Raw genomic sequence first — 18,631 nt, forward strand, 5'->3', positions numbered from 1 at the left:
TGGGGCAGAGCATGGGGATTACGCCGACGGAACGGCTGGCAGGCGGAAGTGGCCGAGGTCGCCTCCCAAGGCCTCCGCACCCTCCTGGATCAGCTTGTCATGTGGCTGTCCGAGTTCCACCCGACTCACGTCATCGAGGCGGTGGTAGACCGCCGGCTCGATATCGACATCCAGCGCGGCGAGGTAATCATCAAGCTGCTGCACCGTTCGCGGGCCAATGATCGGAACCAGACCCGTCGGCGCACGTCGTGCGCGTTCGAGCAACCAGGCCACCGCCACCTGAGCCGCAGGCACACCCAATTGCTCGGCGATCTCTAGAACGGTGTCGACGGTCGCGGCCTTACTGCCGTCGGTCTCGGTGTGAATCAATCGATTCCAGTCGGTAAGGCGTCCGCCGTCGCTGAGTCGGTACTTGCCGGTGAGCAATCCGCCTCCCAGCGGTGACCACAACGCAGCTCCGAGTCCCAGCGCTTCGGCCATCGGTAGGGTCTCTCGATCAGCGCTGCGCTCGACAAGGCTGTACTCAAATTGCACTGCGGTGACCGGGATAGCGCCGCGGAGTTCCGCGAGCGTCGCGGCGCGCGAGGTCATCCATGCCGGAAAGTTGGACAGTCCTGCATAGAGAATTTTGCCGGCTCGCGCCAGATCATCTAGGCCGCGGACGATTTCGTCCATTGGAGTGACGAAGTCGGGGAAATGAACCCACAGGAGGTCGATGTAATCGGTCTGCAATCGGCGCAAGCTACCTTCAACCGATCGGAACATGGCGCGACGGCTGTTTCCCGTCGGCAAGTACCCGGCACCCTCTGGGCATGCGAGCGCGAACTTGGTGGTGATACTGAACTGCTCCCTGATACCGACCATGAGCCGGCCGAGGGTTTCCTCCGACTCTCCGTCCTGATAGCTGGCTGCGGTGTCGATGAATGTGCCACCGGCGTGAGCGAACTTGTCGAACATCTGGCGGACGGTGTCGGGGTCGGCGCCGTATCCCCACCGGGTGCCGAATGTGCCCGTGCCGAGGGACAACGCTGATACTCGCATGCCGCTGGTGCGGCCAAAAGTGAAGTGTTCCATGTCGAAATCTGACGCTATGGCCTGGTTCGGGACTCGGCAATGCTCCATTTCCCGTACTGCTTGTCACCTACAGGGCTGGAGTAGTCGCGTTGGCTCTTCAAGCACAGGTGCTGATACATGTTGTACGCCAACGTGTTAGTGATTGGTGGCTGTGAGGCGACGGGTCACGGCGGCGCCCCGGAGGTCGGTGAATGCTCCGCGACAGAACACCAAGGGGTGGCCGCCCCCCACGCGGAACTCCTCGACCGCTCCCACGACAAGCTCGTGATCGCCGATCGCGATCGTCTCGGCCACGCGGCACCGGAACACAACGAGCGCACCGTGGACGGTCAGCCACGAGCCATCCTCCAGCCCCACGTACTCCGACGGGAATGAGCTTCCCCTCGCGGCAAATGCCCGCGCGATGCGTTGTTGGCTGTCCTGCAAGACGTTGACGGTGAAACTCTGGCTCTTCTGCGTGACCGCGAGTGTGCGGGTGCCATGTGCCAGTGACACCAGTACGCGTGGCGGTTCCAGCGACACCGAGATGAAGCTGTTGAGTGTCATACCGGCGACGTCATCGTCGTGTCTTGCGGCAACAATGGTCACACCGGTTGGATAACTGCCAAGGCAAGCGCGCAATTCGCCCACCGGTCGCTGTATCTTCTCGAGTAAGTTTGACGGCATCGTCGGATGCTATGCCGCGGTTGCGGCGTCAGTGACCACCCGTTTTTGAGGATGGCGGCTCCTCACGTTCTGGCGTATCTGCATCCTCCTGACAGCTATAGCGTGCTCACCAAGTGATGGTCGAGCAAAGGGGCAGTTGAGCCATGGGCCGATTGGACGGCAAGGTAGCCGTGGTCACGGGTGCCGGGAGCGGCATCGGCCGGGCGACGTGCCAAGAGATGATCACCGAAGGCGCGTCGATTGTGGCCAACGACGTCAACGACGAGTACCTGCAGTCGTTGCGCGCAGAGATTCCCGACGGTCGCTGCGCCACGGTCGTCGGCGACATCAGCGACGAACGGACCTCCGTCCGCATTGCGGACACTGCGGCCACTGAGTTCGGCGCTCTCGACATACTCGTTGGCAGTGTCGGCCAGATGTTCTATAAGGACATCACCGACGTGACGTCCGCTGAGTTCGATCGGGTGATGGCGGTCAATGTCCGCGGCATGTTCCTCATCTGTAAGCACGTCATCCCGCCCATGCTTCGACAGCGAGCGGGTTCAATCGTCATTGTGACGTCGGGCTCGGCGTTTCGGGGCCAAGAGTTCAACGGCGTATCCAGCTTCGCTTACAACATGACGAAGGCCGCGGTCCGTCAGCTCGCTACCTCGCTTGCCACCCGCTATGGCGCGGAGGGTGTGCGCGTCAACTCCATTGCACCGGGCGTGACGCGCACCAATCAGATACGCCATTTCCAGCCACAATTGTCAGATCAGGAAGAGGAGCAGATCTTCCTTGCGGCTCAGGCCGCCGCGCCGCTGGGCAGATACGCGGAGCCGGCCGAGATCGCCCGCGCGATAATTTTCCTCGCGTCCGACGACGCGTCGTATGTGAGTGGTTCGACACTCGTCGCCGACGGCGGGCTGCTCGCCCGCTGACCGGCGAGTGCGACGATGTGCTCCTCGCGGCAGACGAAACCTTGTCCAGCCAGTTGCTGGATGGGACGATAGCCGCCATGCGGTCCAGTGTGGCGGCAGATCTGGTCGATCTCGGTGCGCTACTGTCCCGAGCAGAGTCGCTCGAGGCCCTGGAGCGCACGTATCTGCGTGAATCCGGGCAGTTCATCGACATGCCGATACGGGGCCTGTACTTGCTCGATCCGCGCACTCATCTACCGCTTCGTTCAGCGGGTGAAAACACCAGTGACCACTTTCTGGTTCGCTACGAGCAGGCCGGTCGGTCCGTCGATCCGATCCTGTCACGCGTTTTACGCAGTCATTGCGCCGTCTACAACCTGGCCATGATGTCGCTCGTCGAGTGGATGGACAGCCAGCTGTATCAGGAAGTCGTCGGTTTGCATGGCTGCCGACATGTCATCGAAGCCCCGATGATTTCGGCCGGTGAAGTGATCGGGACGCTGAACTTCGCAGATCCCCGTGATGAGTGTGCGGCCGAGCCAGCGGTCGAAATCGCGGAATTGCTCGGCCGCGTCGTGGGTCAAGCGGTGACGGTTGTTCAGCAGCGCACCGCGCTGACCCGAATGTCGCGCAATGCTCTTGCTGCCCTCGACATCTCACGCACTGCGGTGATCATCAATTTCTCGCCCGACGAACCGCCGTGGCTGAACGATGCCGCGAGGGAGCTCATCGACGGCTTAGAGCGTGGGCGCGAAATCGCCTACGACGCGATCGCCCGTCCTGCCGGCCGCGAGCCGTTGACGAGGGAAGTTCCCGTAGTGCTGAAGAGTGGCCGCTCAGGATTGCTCCGAATTCACTCCAGAAGCCCGGGCGAAGAGCCCGACGCCGTGGTGGCGGTACTCGGCCTCGCCGGCGCATCATCTCCTGTTAGTGGCACGGTATGGGCGGCACTGTCGGCGCGCGAGCGACAGGTCTGCGAGCTGCTCGTCGAGGGCCTCACCGATCGAGAGATCGGTAGCCGGTTGTCGTTGAGCTCGAACACTGTCAGCCAATACGTCAAACACATTTACGCGAAGACACATACTCGCTCACGCGTAGAGCTGACTCGCCTTGTAATCGGCATAGATGAGCCGGTCGACTGAGTCACGTCCTGCGCCACGTTCTGACACCACCGGCTGTTGATCGCTAGGCGCTAATCCTGCGCGCATCGCTGACGTTCGCGTTCGCGACGGTTCATGTAAGAGACGATCGACGGCTCTTGGTACTCCAAAACTGGTTGTCGCACAGCGCATCAGTTCTGGTCTGTGAGCGCGGTCCCATTTCAGATTAGCTATGGCGGATCGCACACAGAACCGAAGGACGGAAACAAAGAATGGCGACAGCTGCAATCGTCGGCGCCGGTCAAGGTGGCCTTCATCTTGCGTTCGGGCTTCTGCACCAAGGCCACGCCGTCACGATCATTACCGATCGTAGCGCCGATGACATCGAGCGGCAGAGTGCTATGGCCAGTCACACCCTGCAAACGCCTGCTCTGATTCGCGAGCGCTCGGTCGGTGCATGCGCATCTGACCTTGTTCCTCAAAACTGGGGAATCGGCGTCGATTTCGCGTTGTCCCTTGACAGCAAGTCGGCGACGGGCGCATGGCAGGGCGACTGGGATGAGCCGTCAGCAGCAATGGATCTGCGCCTCAAGTATCCGCTGCTGATGCGACAGTTCGAACGCCAAGGAGGTTTGGTGACTGTCGCGAGTGCGACGCAAGAGACCCTTGAACAGCTCACGCTCGACTTCGACATGGTGTTCGTCGCGACTGGGAAGGCCTCGTTTGGAGGGCTTTTCGCCGTCGACGAAAGCCGAACGGTGTTCGATGCACCACAACGCCACCTCACTCAACTGCTCATCAGAGGCGTGCCCTCAGTCGAAGGACAGGAGCGGCTCTATTTCCGATTCCTGCCCGAACACGGCGAAATCTTCATGGGCCCAATACTTCACATGAGCAGGAAGCGTGCACACACCTTCCTGATCGAGGCACGACCCGGAGGCGACTTCGACCGATTCGGCGATACCGGCAACCCACAAGATGCGCTGGCCGTGGCTCGCGGCATTGTCGATGATCACCTCGCGTGGGAACCGATGCTCAAAAACGTCGAGCTCGCCGACCCGCTGGCATACCTCAAAGGCGCCATCCGCCCGCTCGTGCGCCGTCCCGTGGCACATCTCGAGGCCACTGGCCGCTCGGTCTATGCCGTGGGCGACGTCGCGTTCGTCCACGATCCGATCGCCGGCCAGGGCGGCAACTGCACCGTCGCCTACGTCGACCATCTGCTCTCAACGATTTCCAAGACGCCGTCGGATCGGCTTGACCCCGACTTCGTCGAGGAACGCTACGAGGAGTTCTGGCATACCCAGGGACAATTCATCGTCGGACTGTCCGTCGCCATGGTCGCCCCGCCCACCCCGGCGCTGCAGAAGATCCTGGCCGCCGCCGCGAAATCGCGCAGCGTCGCCGACCGTGTTGCTTCAGCATTCGCCTACCCCGAACGAATCGCCCCGTTCCTTGGATCTGAAGCCAGGGCCGACGAATTCATCGCATCTGCTCAGGGAAAGCCGGACTCGCTCAACGAGCAAGAGCCGGCCGCGGCGCGGTGACATCGCCGATCCGAATCCATCATTTTTTGTAAATCAGCCAACGATTAGGAGTGACGAATGGCGCTGCTGTTCACCAAAGAAGACAACGACAAACTCACCCAGACCGGCCCCGGAACCCCGATGGGCGACGTCATGCGCAGCTATTGGTTCCCCGCTTTTCTGAGCGAGAGATTGCCTGCACCACACTGTGATCCGATCGAGATCACGCTGCTCGGTGAACCACTGGTCGCGTTCCGCGGCGCAGACGGCCGCATCGGACTCTTGGACAGGTTCTGCCCACACCGGCGAGCCTCGCTGGCGCTCGCGAGAAACGAAGATTGCGCCGTGCGCTGCGTCTACCACGGTTGGAAGGTGGACGCTGACGGCAACGTCTTGGAGACGCCTCCCGAACCGCCGAACAGTCGATTCGCCCAGTCGATCAAGCACACCGCCTATCCGACGCGCGAGGCCGGTGGCATGGTCTGGACGTACATGGGCCCGCCGGAATCCACTCCCCCGTTTCCCGAGTGGCCATTCAACACAGTTCCAGCTGAGAACATTTGGGCCAATCACTTCTATCAGCCGAGCAACTGGCTTCAAGGTCTGGAAGGCGACGTTGACGCCGGCCATGCAGGGTACTTGCACTACTCGCGGGACGAGTGGGAACGGCAGCGCGCAACAGAATCCCGAATGGGCAAGTTTTTGTTCGATCCCAAGCCGCTGACCGACGTCGCGGTTGAGCCGTGGGGTCTGCAGACGATCTTTCGATACGCGTTGGAAGACGAGCGCGATGCTGTCTTCTGGGTGCACCCCTTCGTGATGCCGTTCTACACGCTGTTCGCGGCCTCGTTTGAAGGCTTCGATGGCGGAGTCATGCACGCGTGGGTCCCCAGCACCGATGAAAGCCACTACGTGTATTCCGTGGTGTGGAGCAACGATGGCCCACTCAGTGACGAGGCGATCGCCGGCCTGGATGCGGGCCAACAGTTTTCGGCGGTGAACAAAGCCAACAACTACATGTCGACAAAATGGAACGGAGACGGTTACACCCAAGATCGACGCGCCATGGACCGCGGAGAGTTGTACTCGGGGTTCAACGGCATTCACCTGCAAGACCTCGCAGTCCAGTACAGCATGGGCCCCATCGTCGACCGCAGCAAGGAACACCTGGGCGCCGAAGATTTTCTCGTCATTCAAGTTCGCCGTTACCTACTCGACGTGCTGGCTTCAGCAACCGACGGCCAGGTGCTTCCGGGGCTTCAACCTGACATGGACTACAGCGCAATAGAACATCGGTGGGTCGTCGCACCAGCTGACACGGCGTTAAGCCTCGTATTGCAGAACAAAGACATGAACTCACTTGGCGAGCCGATACCTGACGACTGGGCCCCGGCCGAGCACGCGTGGTCATCGCTGCCGTTGTGACCGACAGCAGCGAGTAGGTCATCAGATGAACGAGATGAACGGCGACGAGTCGGGCGACCTCGCCCAACTTGCTCGGCGGATCGAGATTCTTGAGGCAGAGGCCGACATCCGTCGACTGATGGCCAGCCATCAGTGGGCCAGCGACGCGGGGTCGTCCGGCCTCGATATCCCCGACTGGGCGGATCACCCCGCCCCGCGGCCACCGAACGGGACTCCCTCCTCCCCCGGTGGCGGATCGGCATGGGCCCGTGGAGGTGTCTGGGAAGGGGACGGCCTCAGCGAGATGTTCGCCGGGGCCACGATCCAACCGATGGGAACCGGAGCCACCGAGTTCTCGAACATGCGGCCGCGATGGATGCCCCACATGATGCACTTCCTCTCCAACGAGTGGATCCAAGTGCAGTCACCGACCGAAGCAGTGGGCCGCTGGTACTCGTGGGAAGCGGCGACGGTCGCCGTCGACGGTGAACTGGTCGCGGTATGGATCGCCGGTCGCTACCACATCCGGTTCCTCCAGGATGACGGCGAATGGCGCATCGCCCGGATGCAGTTCCAGGAGATCTTTTCGACACGCTTCGATTCGTCCGGTTGGACGGAGATTCCGCACGTCTCTTACGGGCCCAGACAGGTCGCACCATAACGCCGCACGGCCGCAATCACCGTGCCCCTCAACACCGAAAGGAAGCTATGAAAATCGAGATCGACCTGCCTCTGTGCGAGGGCCACGCGCAATGCGAGATCATCGCGCCGGACTACTTCGAGGTGCGCGATGACGGACTCGCATATCTACTCAAGGACACCGTCGAACCGGGCGATGTCGACCTTCTGAACAGCGTCGTTCAGCGGTGCCCGACTGCCGCTATCCGGCTGCGGTCGACAGAAGCAGATCCGCAGTGACACTCGGCACGATCGCCATCGTTGGAGTATCACTCGCCGGCTTTCGAGCCGCTGAAGCGCTACGCGGTCAAGGGTATTCCGGTCGATTGGTACTCATCGGACAGGAGCCTCATTTTCCACCGATCGACCGGCCTCCGATGTCGAAGCAGTTGTTGTCAGGCGAATATCCCGTTGAGCGCGCTCGGCTGTCATCGGTCACCGATCTCGGTGTCGATACGTTACTTCTCCTGCCTGATGTGGCCACCGGTCTGAACCTCGATGAGCGGCAGATTCATCTACGTTCAGGCGGTGACGTGCAATTCGATTCACTGCTCATCGCAACGGGCGCCGCAGCGAGGCCATTCCCGGGTCGAGGCGGTGACCTCGACGGAGTGTTGACCTTGCGCACCATCGAGGACAGCCAAGCGCTACACGAACAATTGACGCCCCCCTGTCGCCTGGTCGTGATCGGTGCTGGCTTCATCGGCACTGAGATAGCCGCCACCGCCAAGTCTTTGGGCATCAACGTCACAGTGGTTGAAGCGTCTGCTCATCCACTTGAGCGCGGCGGAGGGCGAATCGTCGGTGAGTACGTGCGCGACATCCACGCGCACCACGGTGTCGACATGCGACTGCAATCTTTCGTGCGCTCCATCGACGGCGATGGCCGGGTGGAAAGCGTCACGCTCGATGACGGCACGGTGCTGCCCGCAGACGTCGTCGTCGTCGCCATCGGATCCCTACCCAACACCGAATGGCTCGAGGACTCCGGGCTGCCGGTCGATGACGGAATAGTTTGCGGCGCAAACCTCCTCGTTGCCGACACTCCATTTATCGCAGGAGCAGGTGATGTCGCACGGTGGTACAACCCACTGTTCGGCTGTTCGATGCGAGTCGAACACTGGACCAATGCCGTCGAGCAGGCTGCCGCCGCAGCAACGTCGCTGCTCGCCGGTCCCCGAGCGGCGCCGTCACACTCATCGGTGCCATACGTGTGGTCCGATCAGTACGGCGCGAAATTGCAACTCATCGGGATCACCACCGGCGACTTCGTACTCCTCGAACGAGGCCCGGCAGATGCTCCGCTGATGGTAGGCGCATTCATCGAGCGGGATCGCGTCGTCGGTGGCGTATGCATCAACCGGCCGGCAGCAGTGAGCAAGCTACGGCGGCTGGTTCTTCGAGGCGGCACCCGTAGTGACGTGGAGGGTGTCACCGCCGTGCCCACCGCGATTCGGGGATAAGTGCGTGGCCAGGGTCGAAGCGAACCATTCCTCGAAAGCCAAGGGCTGCAGCCCAGTACGACGAACCACATCACCGATATGGGACAGGAGCACCCTGATGGCCGACGTCACAGGATCAACGGAAGGCAGGGACGCTTGCCGCCTTGCGATCACGCTGCGGCTCATTCTCGCCTTGGCCTTCACGGTCGCGGCCTGCACAGTGTTTCAACAACTTCCAGCGGCCACAGCCGAGAATTGCCCGCCGAATACCGGCTACCAGCCCGAGTGCCAATACCGGCCGTTCTACACTCCGCCGAATCCACTCCCGGATGGGTCACCCGGTGACATCCTTCGCACCGAACCGTCACGCATCGCGCTGGATCCCGCGGGGCATGGTCGCTACTCGGGCAAGGGCACGCGCATCATGTATCAAAGCATCAACGGGCGCGGACAACGTGTGGCCGTGACTGGCACGTACATCGAGCCGGAGAACCCGTGGCCGGGTTCCGGTCCCCGCCCACTCATAGCCTTCGCTCCATGGGTGCAGGGCCTCGGTGACCAATGCGCGATCTCACGACTCATCAGTGAAGGTGGAATGCACTACGGCGGCTACCTAGACTTCTTGTTCTATTACGAAGCGGGCTTTGTTGCCACGATGCTCGACCGAGGGTTCGCGCTTGTCCTGACCGACTACCAAGGCACCGGCACCTACGGCCCGCCGACTGCAGGCATACGGGTGCCCACCGCGAACGCCGTGATCGACTCGGCGCGAGCGGCAATGCGGCTTCCGGGAACGTCGTTGAATCCGCAAGGTCCCGTCGCCTTTTGGGGTTACGGACCGGGCGGCACAGCGGCCGGCGCGGCTGTCGAGATGGCACCAACCTACGCCCCCGAACTCGACGTAGTCGGCGCGTGGATTGGCGCACCCCTCGTCGACTACGCCGAGTACGCGGACTATGCCGACGGATCCATGTTGGTCGGGACCATGGGTTATGCGCTCAACTCGTTCATCGCCGCCTTCCCGGAAGCCGAGCAGGCAATCATGGCCAAACTGACCCCCCGAGGCGTCGACTTCCTCCAGAAGACGAGGTACAACTGCATCGACGAGCTCATGGTGAAGTTCATGTTTCGGCATCTGCAGCCGTACTTCAACCAGGACTATCACGAGATACTTGCCTCCGAGCCGATCAAATCGGCTCTGGCCGCGCAGCGACTGGGCTCGTTGAAACCGACCGCGCCGGTGCAAATCGACATCAACCGATTCGACCCGCTTTTCTCCTGGGTCAGCGCTAGGCAACTGGCCGTGGACTGGTGCGCTATGGGCACCAACGTTGAGTTCTGGACCAACGAACAACCCCCGTTCCTCAACAAAACCGCAACCAACAGCGTGTTGACGTACTTCGTCGAGGGCGAGCGGGGCTTGAAGTGGATCGCGGATCGGTTCGAGCGAGCGCCCTCGTCTTCCAACTGCGCGACCCTATGACGCCCCTGCCAAGATGCCTGGCGGCGAGTACCGGCACTACCCATCGTGGACGCCTTGGTTCCGCCAGGTCACGGAATCGGTTGACCGATTCCGAGCATGTTGCCTTCACTGTCGCGGAACCACGCGCCCAGCTCTCCGGAGCCCTTGCTGGGATAGTTGCCCTGTACCTCGGCGACACCGTCGACCGTTTGTAGGCCCGGCACGTCTACGTCCTCGAAAACCACGCCGCGCCTGCGCAATTCGGTGACGGTCGCGGTGAGGTCGTCGACGGTCCATGCCATCTGGGTGAAGGTGCCCGGCGACGCGCCTGCTGATTCGAATAACGCGAACTCGCAGCCCGCGCACCGGTACAGCAAGCCGCCCGGCCGCTGCTCGACGGGTTCGAGGCCGAGTTTGTCCGCGTAGAAGGCTCGCGCGCGGTCCATGTCCTGCACCGGGAGTCGAGTGGCGATCCGTCCGGACTCGAGCATGGTCATCCTTCCGTCGTCGCCGATCGTAGGCCCTACTTCAACAGGTGACGTGTGGCCCGTTCGACGACCTGCTTGCGGGGGCGCCCGTCGTGGTCCGCCGCGATGAAGTGGCCGCCGATCGCGAGCGCGAACGCCAGCAGGCTGCGGGCCTCCACCTCATCGGCGTCGTCGATGAAGCTCGCGATCATCGCGCGCAGGTATTCGATGCGCTTGTTGTCGACCCGGCGCAGGCGCTTGGCCACCGCCCTGTCCCGGCGCGACCAGTCCCGAACGGCAAGGTCGATCGGCAGCAGTTCCGCAGAGAACGTCAGCATGCCGGCCCGTCGCACCTTGTCGCGAGCGTCCCCGCCTTCCTTCTCGACGCGGTCGAGCGTCTCGTCGGTGCTGCGGTGCTCCCACACGTCGAGCATCTCGTCGAGAAACGCCTTGCGGCTCGGGAAGTGCCAGTAAAACCCTCCCCGCGTGACACCCAGCTTCTGTGCGAGCAGGTCCACCCGCACCGCGTCGGGCCCGCCCGCCGCAAGCGCTGCCAGACCGGCGTCGATCCACGTGCTTCTCGGTGTGCGGGTTTGGGCGACCATCAACTCTCCATCCGCTTCGGGCCTTGACGCGGCTTCCGCACCAAGCATACACTTCTGTATGTTTGGTTCCGGGTTACTTCCCAAGTCCGACCACACTGGCCGGCCATGGCGAATTCACGCAATCTGCACGGATTTTCGCCTTCTCGACGTATGGGCTCTGCCAACATCCGGTGGAGCGAACGACTTCCCTGAGCTGGTGCGGTTGTGGGCCCGGTTCGACCCTGAGCGGTCATCGGTGGTACTACGGGGCCTCTTCGCGCTTCGGTGGACTCTCGGACGCCTACTGGGGCTCGACCGCCCGGAAACCGGTCTCGGAGAACGGGTCCACACATTGCGTGACCGGTTGCCGCCAGATTTGCGCGAGGCCACCGCTACCCCGTTTGAAGCCGAGCCGTTCATCCCGCTGTATCTCACCGACGACGAGTTCGCGCTGGAGATCGCCAACCAGACGGTGCACGGCGTCCTGCACGTCGGGTGGGTCACTGACGGGCGGGGTGGCCACCGCGGGCAGATGGCCGTGTTGGTCAAGCCAAACGGCGTGCTCGGAACCGCGTACCTGGCCGCGATCGCTCCGTTCCGCCACGCGATCGTCTATCCGCTGATGATGCGCGAGATCGGTCGCGCATGGCGTGAACATGCCAGGGCCCCAACACAATCCGATGGTGGGCCCCAATGATGCACACGCGTTCCCGGGTTCGCCAGGTCGCGCTCGACCGCGACAATCAGTCGTCGACAACGCTTGGCCGCGTCGACTACGAGGATGCGTTCATCGTCGACGCGGGGCCGCCGCACGCTCGGCGGGCCGAACAATGGATGCGCGCGATTCTGCAAGAGGCACCCGTGAGCGCGAGAATTCGGCTGCTGTCGGGCTGGTCGGCGATCGGGCTCAAGGTGAGTCTGACCGCATCAGACTCAACGGTGCTCGGCTGGCAACTCCGCGCGGGCAACGACGATTTCGTCCTGCTCGGTGCCGAGTCCCGGATCGGAATGCCCGGCGAGCTGTTGTTACGGCGCGACGAGCAGACGCTGCTGTTCGCCAGTTTCGTGCGCTTCGACAACCCGGCCGCCCGCGCCCTGTGGGCGCTGGTGGAGCCCGGACACGTGCGGACGGTCCGGTATCGCTCCTCGCCCAAACCGTCAGACGCGTCGTCGATCAGGGCAGCGCGAACAGCGGCGGAGCGGGCGGCCGAGGTGGCAGCGGCGGAGCGGGCGGCGGAGGGGGCAGCGGCTGCCCGGGCGCGGGCGGTGTCGGATTGGGCGACATGCCCGGCGGCGGTGCAGTGCCTGGGTCCAGCGGCCGCTGTGTCAGCAGCAGCAGCGCGTCCTTCCCGCTGACTTCCTGCGTCTGCACGGCGTGCCACAGCTCGCGCAGGTAGGTCACGCCGCTGCTCTCCTGCGGTCCGACCGGCGCCATGCTGTAACCGGGCGGCAGGTTTTCCGGGCTGGCCAGATGTGGGACGCCCTCGGCGGGCGGGGCGGCAGGTTCGCCCGCGGCCGCTTGGACCGCGGCGGTCGGCGGTGGCGGTGGCGGTGGGGCCGGAACCACCGGGTCGGCCAGTGCCGACGGAGCGAGCCATACTGCGGCGAGCACTCCGAGGCTCCCCGCGGCCACCGACAACTTCTTCACCTCGACGTCCTCCCACTGATGACACGGCTTCGAACACCGCTGCAACCGGCGCTATTGAGTGATTCAGTTCGAGTAGCGAAATTGTTACACCTGGGTCCCGTGTGACCAAGTTGTCAATAAAACCACTGCGGTGGGAACACGTTCCACTTCGGACTTTCCGGGACTTTTCCAAACCGGCCGCACCGCCCTCCAACTGTGGTGTAGCAATGCGTGCAGGGCACTAGACAACGTCGTACGAGGATGCCGAGGACTGCCGATGCCGACTCCGAACCTTCCGCCTGGATTCGATTTCACCGATCCCGACATCTACGCCGAACGACTGCCGGTCGATGAACTGGCCGAGATGCGCAAGGTCGCCCCGATCTGGTGGAACGAACAACCCCAAGGCATCGGCGGGTTCGACGACGGCGGCTACTGGGTCGTGACCAAGCACAAGGACGTCAAGGAGGTGTCGCGACGCAGCGATGTCTTCTCGAGCCTCGCGAAGACCGCGTTGCCGCGCTATAAGGACGGCACCGTCGGCGAGCAGATCGAGCGCGGCAAGTACGTGCTGCTGAATCAGGACGCTCCGCACCACACGCATCTGCGCAAGATCATCTCGCGGGCCTTCACCCCTCGGGCCGTCGAGCGACTGCGGGAGGAACTCGACGAACGTGCGCAACAGATCGCCGCGACCGCGTTGGCCGAGGGCTCAGGTGATTTCGTCGAGCAGGTCTCTGCCGAACTGCCTCTGCAGGCGATCGCGGGACTGATGGGTGTGCCGCAGGAAGACCGCATGAAACTCTTCCACTGGTCCAATCAAATGGTCGGTGACATGGACCCGGAGTTCGCGAACAACGACGCGATCACCGCATCGATGGAACTGATCATGTACGGCATGAAACTGGCCGCCGAACGGGCACATTCGCCGGGTGAGGATCTGGTCACCAAGCTCGTCCAGGCCGACGTCGAAGGACACAAACTCTCCGACGACGAGTTCGGGTTCTTCGTCATCCTGCTTGCCGTCGCCGGCAACGAGACCACGCGCAACTCCATCACCCAGGGCATGATGGCGTTCACCGAATTCCCCGACCAATGGGAGCTTTTCAAGAAGCAGCGGCCGGCGACCGCCGCTGACGAGATAGTCCGCTGGGCCACCCCGGTGACGTCGTTCCAGAGGACCGCGCTCGAGGACACCGAACTGTCCGGGGTGCCGATCAAGAAGGGCCAGCGGGTGGTGATGTTCTACCGGTCGGCCAACTTCGACGAGGACGTCTTCGACGATCCGTACACGTTCAACATCCTGCGCGACCCCAACCCGCACGTCGGGTTCGGCGGCACCGGAGCGCACTACTGCATCGGCGCGAACCTCGCCAGGATGACGATCGACCTGATGTTCAACGCCGTCGCCGACCACATGCCGGATCTCAAGCCGCTGGCCCAGCCCGAGCGGTTGCGCTCGGGCTGGCTCAACGGGATAAAGCACTGGCAGGTCGACTACTCGGGGGCGAGCCGGCCAGTCTGAGGGACGGGGTCAGCCGCGCACCATCGCGCGCCAGTACTCCTCCGGGATTTCCGTGTTGGAGCGCATCACCAACGCCAGACCGGTGGCCATCGCGATGCCGAGCAGGCCGAGCCACAAGCCGAAGAACGCGATGACCACCCACAGGACGGTCGTCACCGTAGGCCACGGTGACAGCAGCGCGAGCACCGGCGCAAAGAAGAAGCCCAGGCCGATGTACCACGACGAACCGGCGCGGTCGCAGACCAGAACAATGTGCACCCACCGGGGAATGGGCCGGTCAGCGGGCGGTGTGCGCATCGCGCTCTCCTTCGTTTGGGGACGTCCCCAGCGTGCGCCGTATAGGTAAGCGTCGCAATTACCCGACAGGTAGTGGAGACCAAGCATCTCGTCGGTCAGACTGACCGAGTGACCGCGGTTGACATCTCGACCCCGACGTTCGGCTCGCTGATGCGGACATGGCGGCAGCGTCGCCGCCTTTCCCAGCTCGAGCTGGCGATCGAAGCCGACGTCTCCCCGCGCCACGTCAGTTTCATCGAGACCGGCCGATCGACTCCGAGCCGCGCGATGGTGCTGCGGCTGGCCGCCGTGCTCGACGTCCCGCTGCGTGATCAGAATCAACTGCTGTTGGCCGCCGGACTGGCTCCCGCCTACGGTGAGCGCTCACTCGACGATCCAGAGATGGCGGCGGTGCGCGCAGGCGTCGAGCGAGTTCTGCTCGCCTACAACCCGTTTCCCTGTGTCGTGGTGGACCGGAGCTGGCAGATCGTGCATGCCAATGACGGCGCAGCGCTTCTGCTGGACGGCGTCGCGCCACATCTGCTCGAACAGCCGAATGCGCTGCGCATCGCGCTGCACCCGGAGGGTCTGGCGCCACGCATCCGCAATTTCGGGCAGTGGCGAGATCACCTCGTCGAACGGCTGCGGCGGGAGGTCGCAGTCGGTGGGGACGCCGAACTCTCGGCGCTTCTCACCGAGATGGAGTCGCACACAGGCGGTTTGACAGACCCTCCGGACAGCCGTGACCTCGGCGGCGTTGCCGTGCCGTTGGAGCTCTACACCCCCGATGGGCGGCTGCTCACATTTCTGTCGACCGTCACCACCTTCGGCACCGCGCGTGACCTGACCGCCGCCGAGCTGTCCATCGAGGCATTTCTGCCTGCCGACGAGTCCACCGCGGCGGCACTGCACTGAAATGCCGGTGAACGGCCGCAAACACCAATAGAGTCACCCGACATGGACAACCGACTTGTTGCGGTGGCTGCTGTGCTCGTCGTGGGCGTGGCCGGCTGCGGAGGACAACCCCCGGCTCTCGGCGGAAAGACCGCGAAGGTGACCATCAACGGTGAGAGTACGGGCGGCCCGCATCCGGTCACCTGCTCGCAGTCGGGCTGGGCGTGGCTCATCGAGACCCCCGATCAGGAGAAGGGATTCACGGCCGCGCTCGATACCGGGGACTCCGTCACGATCCAGTCGGTCGACTTCCGCGACTTGGGCGGTTTCACGGGTACCTTCTGGCGAGACAACATGGGCGAGGCAGAGATTCAGGGAGCCGGCGGTAAGTACACCATCACCGGGACGGCCGACGGTTCGTTCGCCGACAACCCGAGCAACGATGTGAGCGCGAAATTCCGCATCGAAACCAACTGCTGAGTCGTCGATTCAGTGCACGCCTTCCGTCGCGCCATCGAAGACCGAGACCTTGATGCCGCGCTTGGCCTGATGCGTGACGACGTGGTGTTCCGCAGCCCCGTCGTCCACCGCCCGTACCAGGGCCGCGACGCGCTGCGACAGATCCTCGCCGCAGTGATGGAGGTGTTCGAGGATTTCCGGTATGTCCAGGAGATCGGTGCCGTCGACGCCCGTGATCACGCCCTGGTATTCGAGGCCAGGGTCGGGGACAAAGAACTCCAAGGCTGCGACTTCATCCGACTCGACGACGCGGGAGCCATCGAAGAGCTCACCGTGATGGTGCGACCGCTGTCGGCCACACTCACCCTGGCCGAAATGATGAAAGCTCGACTCACCGGCGCATAGCGGATACTGGTAAGACCACTTGACCTCTGGCCGGTCGGCTGGCACGCTGAACGCATGGCACTGCAACCGGTCAACCGCCGTTCGGTACCCGAGGACGTCTTCGAGCAGATCGTCACCGAGGTGCTCAGTGGCCAGATGCAGCCGGGGGAAGCGCTGCCCAGCGAGCGCAGGCTCGCCGAAGTTCTCGGAGTTTCCCGTCCCGCGGTGCGCGAGGCGCTCAAGCGGCTCACCGCGGCCGGCCTGGTGGACGTGCGTCAGGGTGACGCCACGACAGTGCGCGATTTCCGCAGGCACGCCGGTCTTGACCTATTGCCCCGATTGCTCATCCGGGCGGGCGAACTCGACCTGACCGTTGTCCGCAGCATCCTCGAGACCCGCCTGCACAACGGACCGAAGATCGCCCAATTGGCCGCCGAGAGGCGCGGGCCGCAGCTGGCGGAGCCCCTGCGCGAGGCGATCGATGCGCTCACCGCCGAGCAGGACGCGGTCGCACAGCAGCGGCACGCGCTCACCTTCTGGGATCACGTCGTCGATGGCGCGGACTCGATCGCGTTCCGCCTGATGTACAACACTCTGCGCGCCACCTACGAACCGGCGCTGCCCGCACTGGCCGCGGTGATGGCCGACGAGGTGGGTCGCCCGCAGGCCTACCGAGAGCTTGCCGACGCGATCACCGCCGGTGACCCGGCCCGCGCCGAACACGCCGCGCGCAACCTGCTCGAGCCCGCCACGTTGGCACTGCTTTCCGCTCTGAACGATTTGGAGGACCCGCGATGACCACTGCGAAGGCGCGCAGCGCGCGCAAGAATTTCACCCTGTCCGACGCCGTACGCGAGTTCTGGAGACACCCCTCCCCCTGGATGATCGGAGCCACGCTCATCGCGGCGCTCGTAGCGCGCATCGCCGTCGGCGACTGGCGAGTGACCGATGCGGTCGTGCCCCTGGTGATGATCGCGTTGTTTCCGTTCTTCGAGTGGATCATTCACGTGTTCATCCTGCACTGGCGGCCCAAGCGGGTCGGTCGGCTCACCATCGACCCGTTGCTGGCCCGCGAGCACCGTGCCCATCACACCGATCCGCGCAATATCCCGTTGATCTTCATTCCCTGGAAGTCGCTCGCGACGTGGGTGCTTCCGCTGACCATCGCCGTTGCGTTGCTTGTCTTTCCGCGGCTCGGCATGGGGCTGACGTATCTGGTGTTCATCGCTGCGCTGGGCTTGGTCTACGAGTGGAGCCACTACTTGATCCACAGCGATTACAAGCCGAAAACCCGTCTCTATCGGGCCATCTGGCGCAACCACCGAAACCACCACTACAAAAACGAGCACTACTGGTTCACGGTCACCAGTGCGGGAACCGCGGACCGGGCGCTTCGCACCTACCCCGACCCGGCCACGGTCGAGAATTCGCCGACCGCCAAGAATCTGCACGCCGACGCGGCGTGACCCCGGGTCAGCTCTCGACGATGACCGGGTCGCCGACTCCGACCAGGTCGTAGTACCAGGCGGCGTTGTCCGGGCTCAGGTTGATGCATCCGTGGCTGACGTTCGCGTAGCCCTGGGAACCGGTCGACCACGGCGCCGAATGCACGTACACGCCGCCGCTGGTGATCCGCACGGCATGGTCCACGGTCAGCTTGTACCCCTCGGGATCCTCCAGCGGAATGCCGATGGTGCGCGAATCCATCACGACCACGCGTTCCTTGCGGATGACGGGGAACGTTCCGACAGGCGTGGGGAACTTCGGCTTACCCATCGACGCGGGCATCTCGCGAGCGACCACTCCGTCGATGCTGACGGTGAACGTGTGGTTGGAGATGCTGGCGACGCTGACCACCGATGATCCGGTCTGGAAGCTCGCTTTGGCGCCGCCGACGGACACGTTGATGCTCGAGTGAGCGGGCCACAAATCGACCGGACTCCATTGCAGAGCGCGATCGTTGAGCCAGCTGAAGGTGCCCGCGGGAACGGTCGGCGCGTCGAACGCCACCGTCTGCTCGACGGCCGACCGGTCGGTGACCGGCCTGGTGAACGTCACTGTCACCGGATGGGCGACGCCGACCGTCTGGCCGGCCGGTTCAATGCTGGCGACGTCGAGCCCCGTCGTGACACCTGCCGAGCCGGTGGCCACAGACCCGGTCATC

22 protein-coding genes are annotated in these 18,631 nt (G+C 63.6%); 15 read left to right on the forward strand and 7 right to left on the reverse strand.

All coding sequences use genetic code 11. The features are described 5' to 3' along the window. Nucleotides 1-18: 18 nt before the first annotated feature. Both N4S67_RS26005 and N4S67_RS26010 read right to left on the reverse strand, forming a co-directional pair. Nucleotides 19-1,074, reverse strand: a complete 1,056-nt coding sequence (locus N4S67_RS26005; RefSeq protein ID WP_260995933.1) for an aldo/keto reductase — start codon at nt 1,072-1,074, stop codon at nt 19-21. Between the two features lie 135 nt (nt 1,075-1,209). Continuing rightward, a complete protein-coding gene (locus N4S67_RS26010) occupies nt 1,210-1,740 on the reverse strand; it encodes a flavin reductase family protein (protein ID WP_260995934.1) in 531 nt (176 codons plus the stop codon). A gap of 143 nt (nt 1,741-1,883) precedes the next feature. Here N4S67_RS26010 and N4S67_RS26015 point away from each other — a divergent pair, with 143 nt between their 5' ends. The 8 genes from N4S67_RS26015 (at nt 1,884) to N4S67_RS26050 (ending at nt 10,272) form a co-directional block, all read left to right on the forward strand. After that, entirely contained in the window at nt 1,884-2,660 is a 777-nt protein-coding gene (locus N4S67_RS26015) for an SDR family NAD(P)-dependent oxidoreductase (protein WP_260995935.1), read from the forward strand. Between the two features lie 77 nt (nt 2,661-2,737). After that, a complete protein-coding gene (locus N4S67_RS26020; protein ID WP_260995936.1) occupies nt 2,738-3,781 on the forward strand; it encodes a helix-turn-helix transcriptional regulator in 1,044 nt (347 codons plus the stop codon). A 593-nt stretch (nt 3,782-4,374) separates the two neighbouring features. Further along, a complete protein-coding gene (locus N4S67_RS26025) occupies nt 4,375-5,286 on the forward strand; it encodes a styrene monooxygenase/indole monooxygenase family protein (RefSeq protein ID WP_260995937.1) in 912 nt (303 codons plus the stop codon). A gap of 57 nt (nt 5,287-5,343) precedes the next feature. Beyond that, nucleotides 5,344-6,690 (forward strand): Rieske 2Fe-2S domain-containing protein, encoded by a 1,347-nt coding sequence (locus tag N4S67_RS26030; RefSeq protein WP_260995938.1) that lies wholly within the window; start codon nt 5,344-5,346, stop codon nt 6,688-6,690. Nucleotides 6,691-6,715: 25 nt separating this feature from the next. Beyond that, complete coding sequence (locus tag N4S67_RS26035; RefSeq protein ID WP_260995939.1) at nt 6,716-7,330, forward strand: nuclear transport factor 2 family protein; 615 nt, start codon at nt 6,716-6,718, stop codon at nt 7,328-7,330. A gap of 47 nt (nt 7,331-7,377) precedes the next feature. Next, nucleotides 7,378-7,587, forward strand: a complete 210-nt coding sequence (locus N4S67_RS26040) for a ferredoxin (protein ID WP_260995940.1) — start codon at nt 7,378-7,380, stop codon at nt 7,585-7,587. Beyond that, nucleotides 7,584-8,810: an NAD(P)/FAD-dependent oxidoreductase gene (locus N4S67_RS26045; protein ID WP_260995941.1), complete on the forward strand. Its 1,227-nt coding sequence runs from the start codon at nt 7,584-7,586 to the stop codon at nt 8,808-8,810. Before N4S67_RS26040 ends, N4S67_RS26045 begins: the two co-directional genes overlap by 4 nt. Nucleotides 8,811-8,907: 97 nt before the next feature. After that, nucleotides 8,908-10,272 (forward strand): lipase family protein, encoded by a 1,365-nt coding sequence (locus N4S67_RS26050; protein WP_260995942.1) that lies wholly within the window; start codon nt 8,908-8,910, stop codon nt 10,270-10,272. A gap of 68 nt (nt 10,273-10,340) precedes the next feature. Here the strand turns inward: N4S67_RS26050 and N4S67_RS26055 are convergent, their stop codons facing one another. Next, nucleotides 10,341-10,742, reverse strand: coding sequence for a VOC family protein (locus tag N4S67_RS26055; RefSeq protein ID WP_260995943.1), 402 nt, complete (start codon nt 10,740-10,742; stop codon nt 10,341-10,343). A 32-nt stretch (nt 10,743-10,774) separates the two neighbouring features. Beyond that, complete coding sequence (locus N4S67_RS26060; RefSeq protein ID WP_260995944.1) at nt 10,775-11,323, reverse strand: TetR/AcrR family transcriptional regulator; 549 nt, start codon at nt 11,321-11,323, stop codon at nt 10,775-10,777. 58 nt (nt 11,324-11,381) lie between these two features. Between N4S67_RS26060 and N4S67_RS26065 the strand changes: the two genes are divergently transcribed. After that, nucleotides 11,382-11,999, forward strand: coding sequence for a DUF2867 domain-containing protein (locus N4S67_RS26065; protein WP_260995945.1), 618 nt, complete (start codon nt 11,382-11,384; stop codon nt 11,997-11,999). Between the two features lie 477 nt (nt 12,000-12,476). Here the strand turns inward: N4S67_RS26065 and N4S67_RS26070 are convergent, their stop codons facing one another. Then, on the reverse strand, nt 12,477-12,950 hold the full coding sequence (locus N4S67_RS26070) for a hypothetical protein (RefSeq protein WP_260995946.1): 474 nt from the start codon (nt 12,948-12,950) through the stop codon (nt 12,477-12,479). 256 nt (nt 12,951-13,206) lie between these two features. Here N4S67_RS26070 and N4S67_RS26075 point away from each other — a divergent pair, with 256 nt between their 5' ends. Continuing rightward, nucleotides 13,207-14,454 (forward strand): cytochrome P450, encoded by a 1,248-nt coding sequence (locus N4S67_RS26075; RefSeq protein ID WP_260995947.1) that lies wholly within the window; start codon nt 13,207-13,209, stop codon nt 14,452-14,454. Nucleotides 14,455-14,463: 9 nt separating this feature from the next. Here the strand turns inward: N4S67_RS26075 and N4S67_RS26080 are convergent, their stop codons facing one another. Continuing rightward, nucleotides 14,464-14,751 carry a hypothetical protein gene (locus N4S67_RS26080; RefSeq protein WP_260995948.1) on the reverse strand — a complete coding sequence of 96 codons (288 nt, stop codon included), beginning with the start codon at nt 14,749-14,751 and terminating at the stop codon, nt 14,464-14,466. Nucleotides 14,752-14,901: 150 nt separating this feature from the next. On the opposite strand from N4S67_RS26080, the gene N4S67_RS26085 reads away from it, so the two are divergent. From N4S67_RS26085 to N4S67_RS26105, 5 genes are read left to right on the forward strand one after another with little or no spacing between them, the layout of a single operon-like run. Next, on the forward strand, nt 14,902-15,645 hold the full coding sequence (locus tag N4S67_RS26085) for a helix-turn-helix transcriptional regulator (protein WP_260996178.1): 744 nt from the start codon (nt 14,902-14,904) through the stop codon (nt 15,643-15,645). Nucleotides 15,646-15,687: 42 nt separating this feature from the next. After that, nucleotides 15,688-16,104, forward strand: coding sequence for a lipoprotein LpqH (locus N4S67_RS26090; RefSeq protein WP_260995949.1), 417 nt, complete (start codon nt 15,688-15,690; stop codon nt 16,102-16,104). Between the two features lie 12 nt (nt 16,105-16,116). Next, nucleotides 16,117-16,488, forward strand: coding sequence for a nuclear transport factor 2 family protein (locus tag N4S67_RS26095; protein ID WP_260995950.1), 372 nt, complete (start codon nt 16,117-16,119; stop codon nt 16,486-16,488). 54 nt (nt 16,489-16,542) lie between these two features. Continuing rightward, nucleotides 16,543-17,265: a FadR/GntR family transcriptional regulator gene (locus N4S67_RS26100; RefSeq protein WP_260995951.1), complete on the forward strand. Its 723-nt coding sequence runs from the start codon at nt 16,543-16,545 to the stop codon at nt 17,263-17,265. Further along, a complete protein-coding gene (locus tag N4S67_RS26105; RefSeq protein WP_260995952.1) occupies nt 17,262-17,933 on the forward strand; it encodes a sterol desaturase family protein in 672 nt (223 codons plus the stop codon). Before N4S67_RS26100 ends, N4S67_RS26105 begins: the two co-directional genes overlap by 4 nt. 7 nt (nt 17,934-17,940) lie before the next feature. Here the strand turns inward: N4S67_RS26105 and N4S67_RS26110 are convergent, their stop codons facing one another. After that, on the reverse strand, nt 17,941-18,630 hold the full coding sequence (locus N4S67_RS26110) for a L,D-transpeptidase (protein ID WP_260996179.1): 690 nt from the start codon (nt 18,628-18,630) through the stop codon (nt 17,941-17,943). Nucleotide 18,631: the final 1 nt, after the last annotated feature.

This window comes from Mycobacterium deserti (genome assembly GCF_025345615.1).
GTDB lineage: Bacteria > Actinomycetota > Actinomycetes > Mycobacteriales > Mycobacteriaceae > Mycobacterium > Mycobacterium deserti.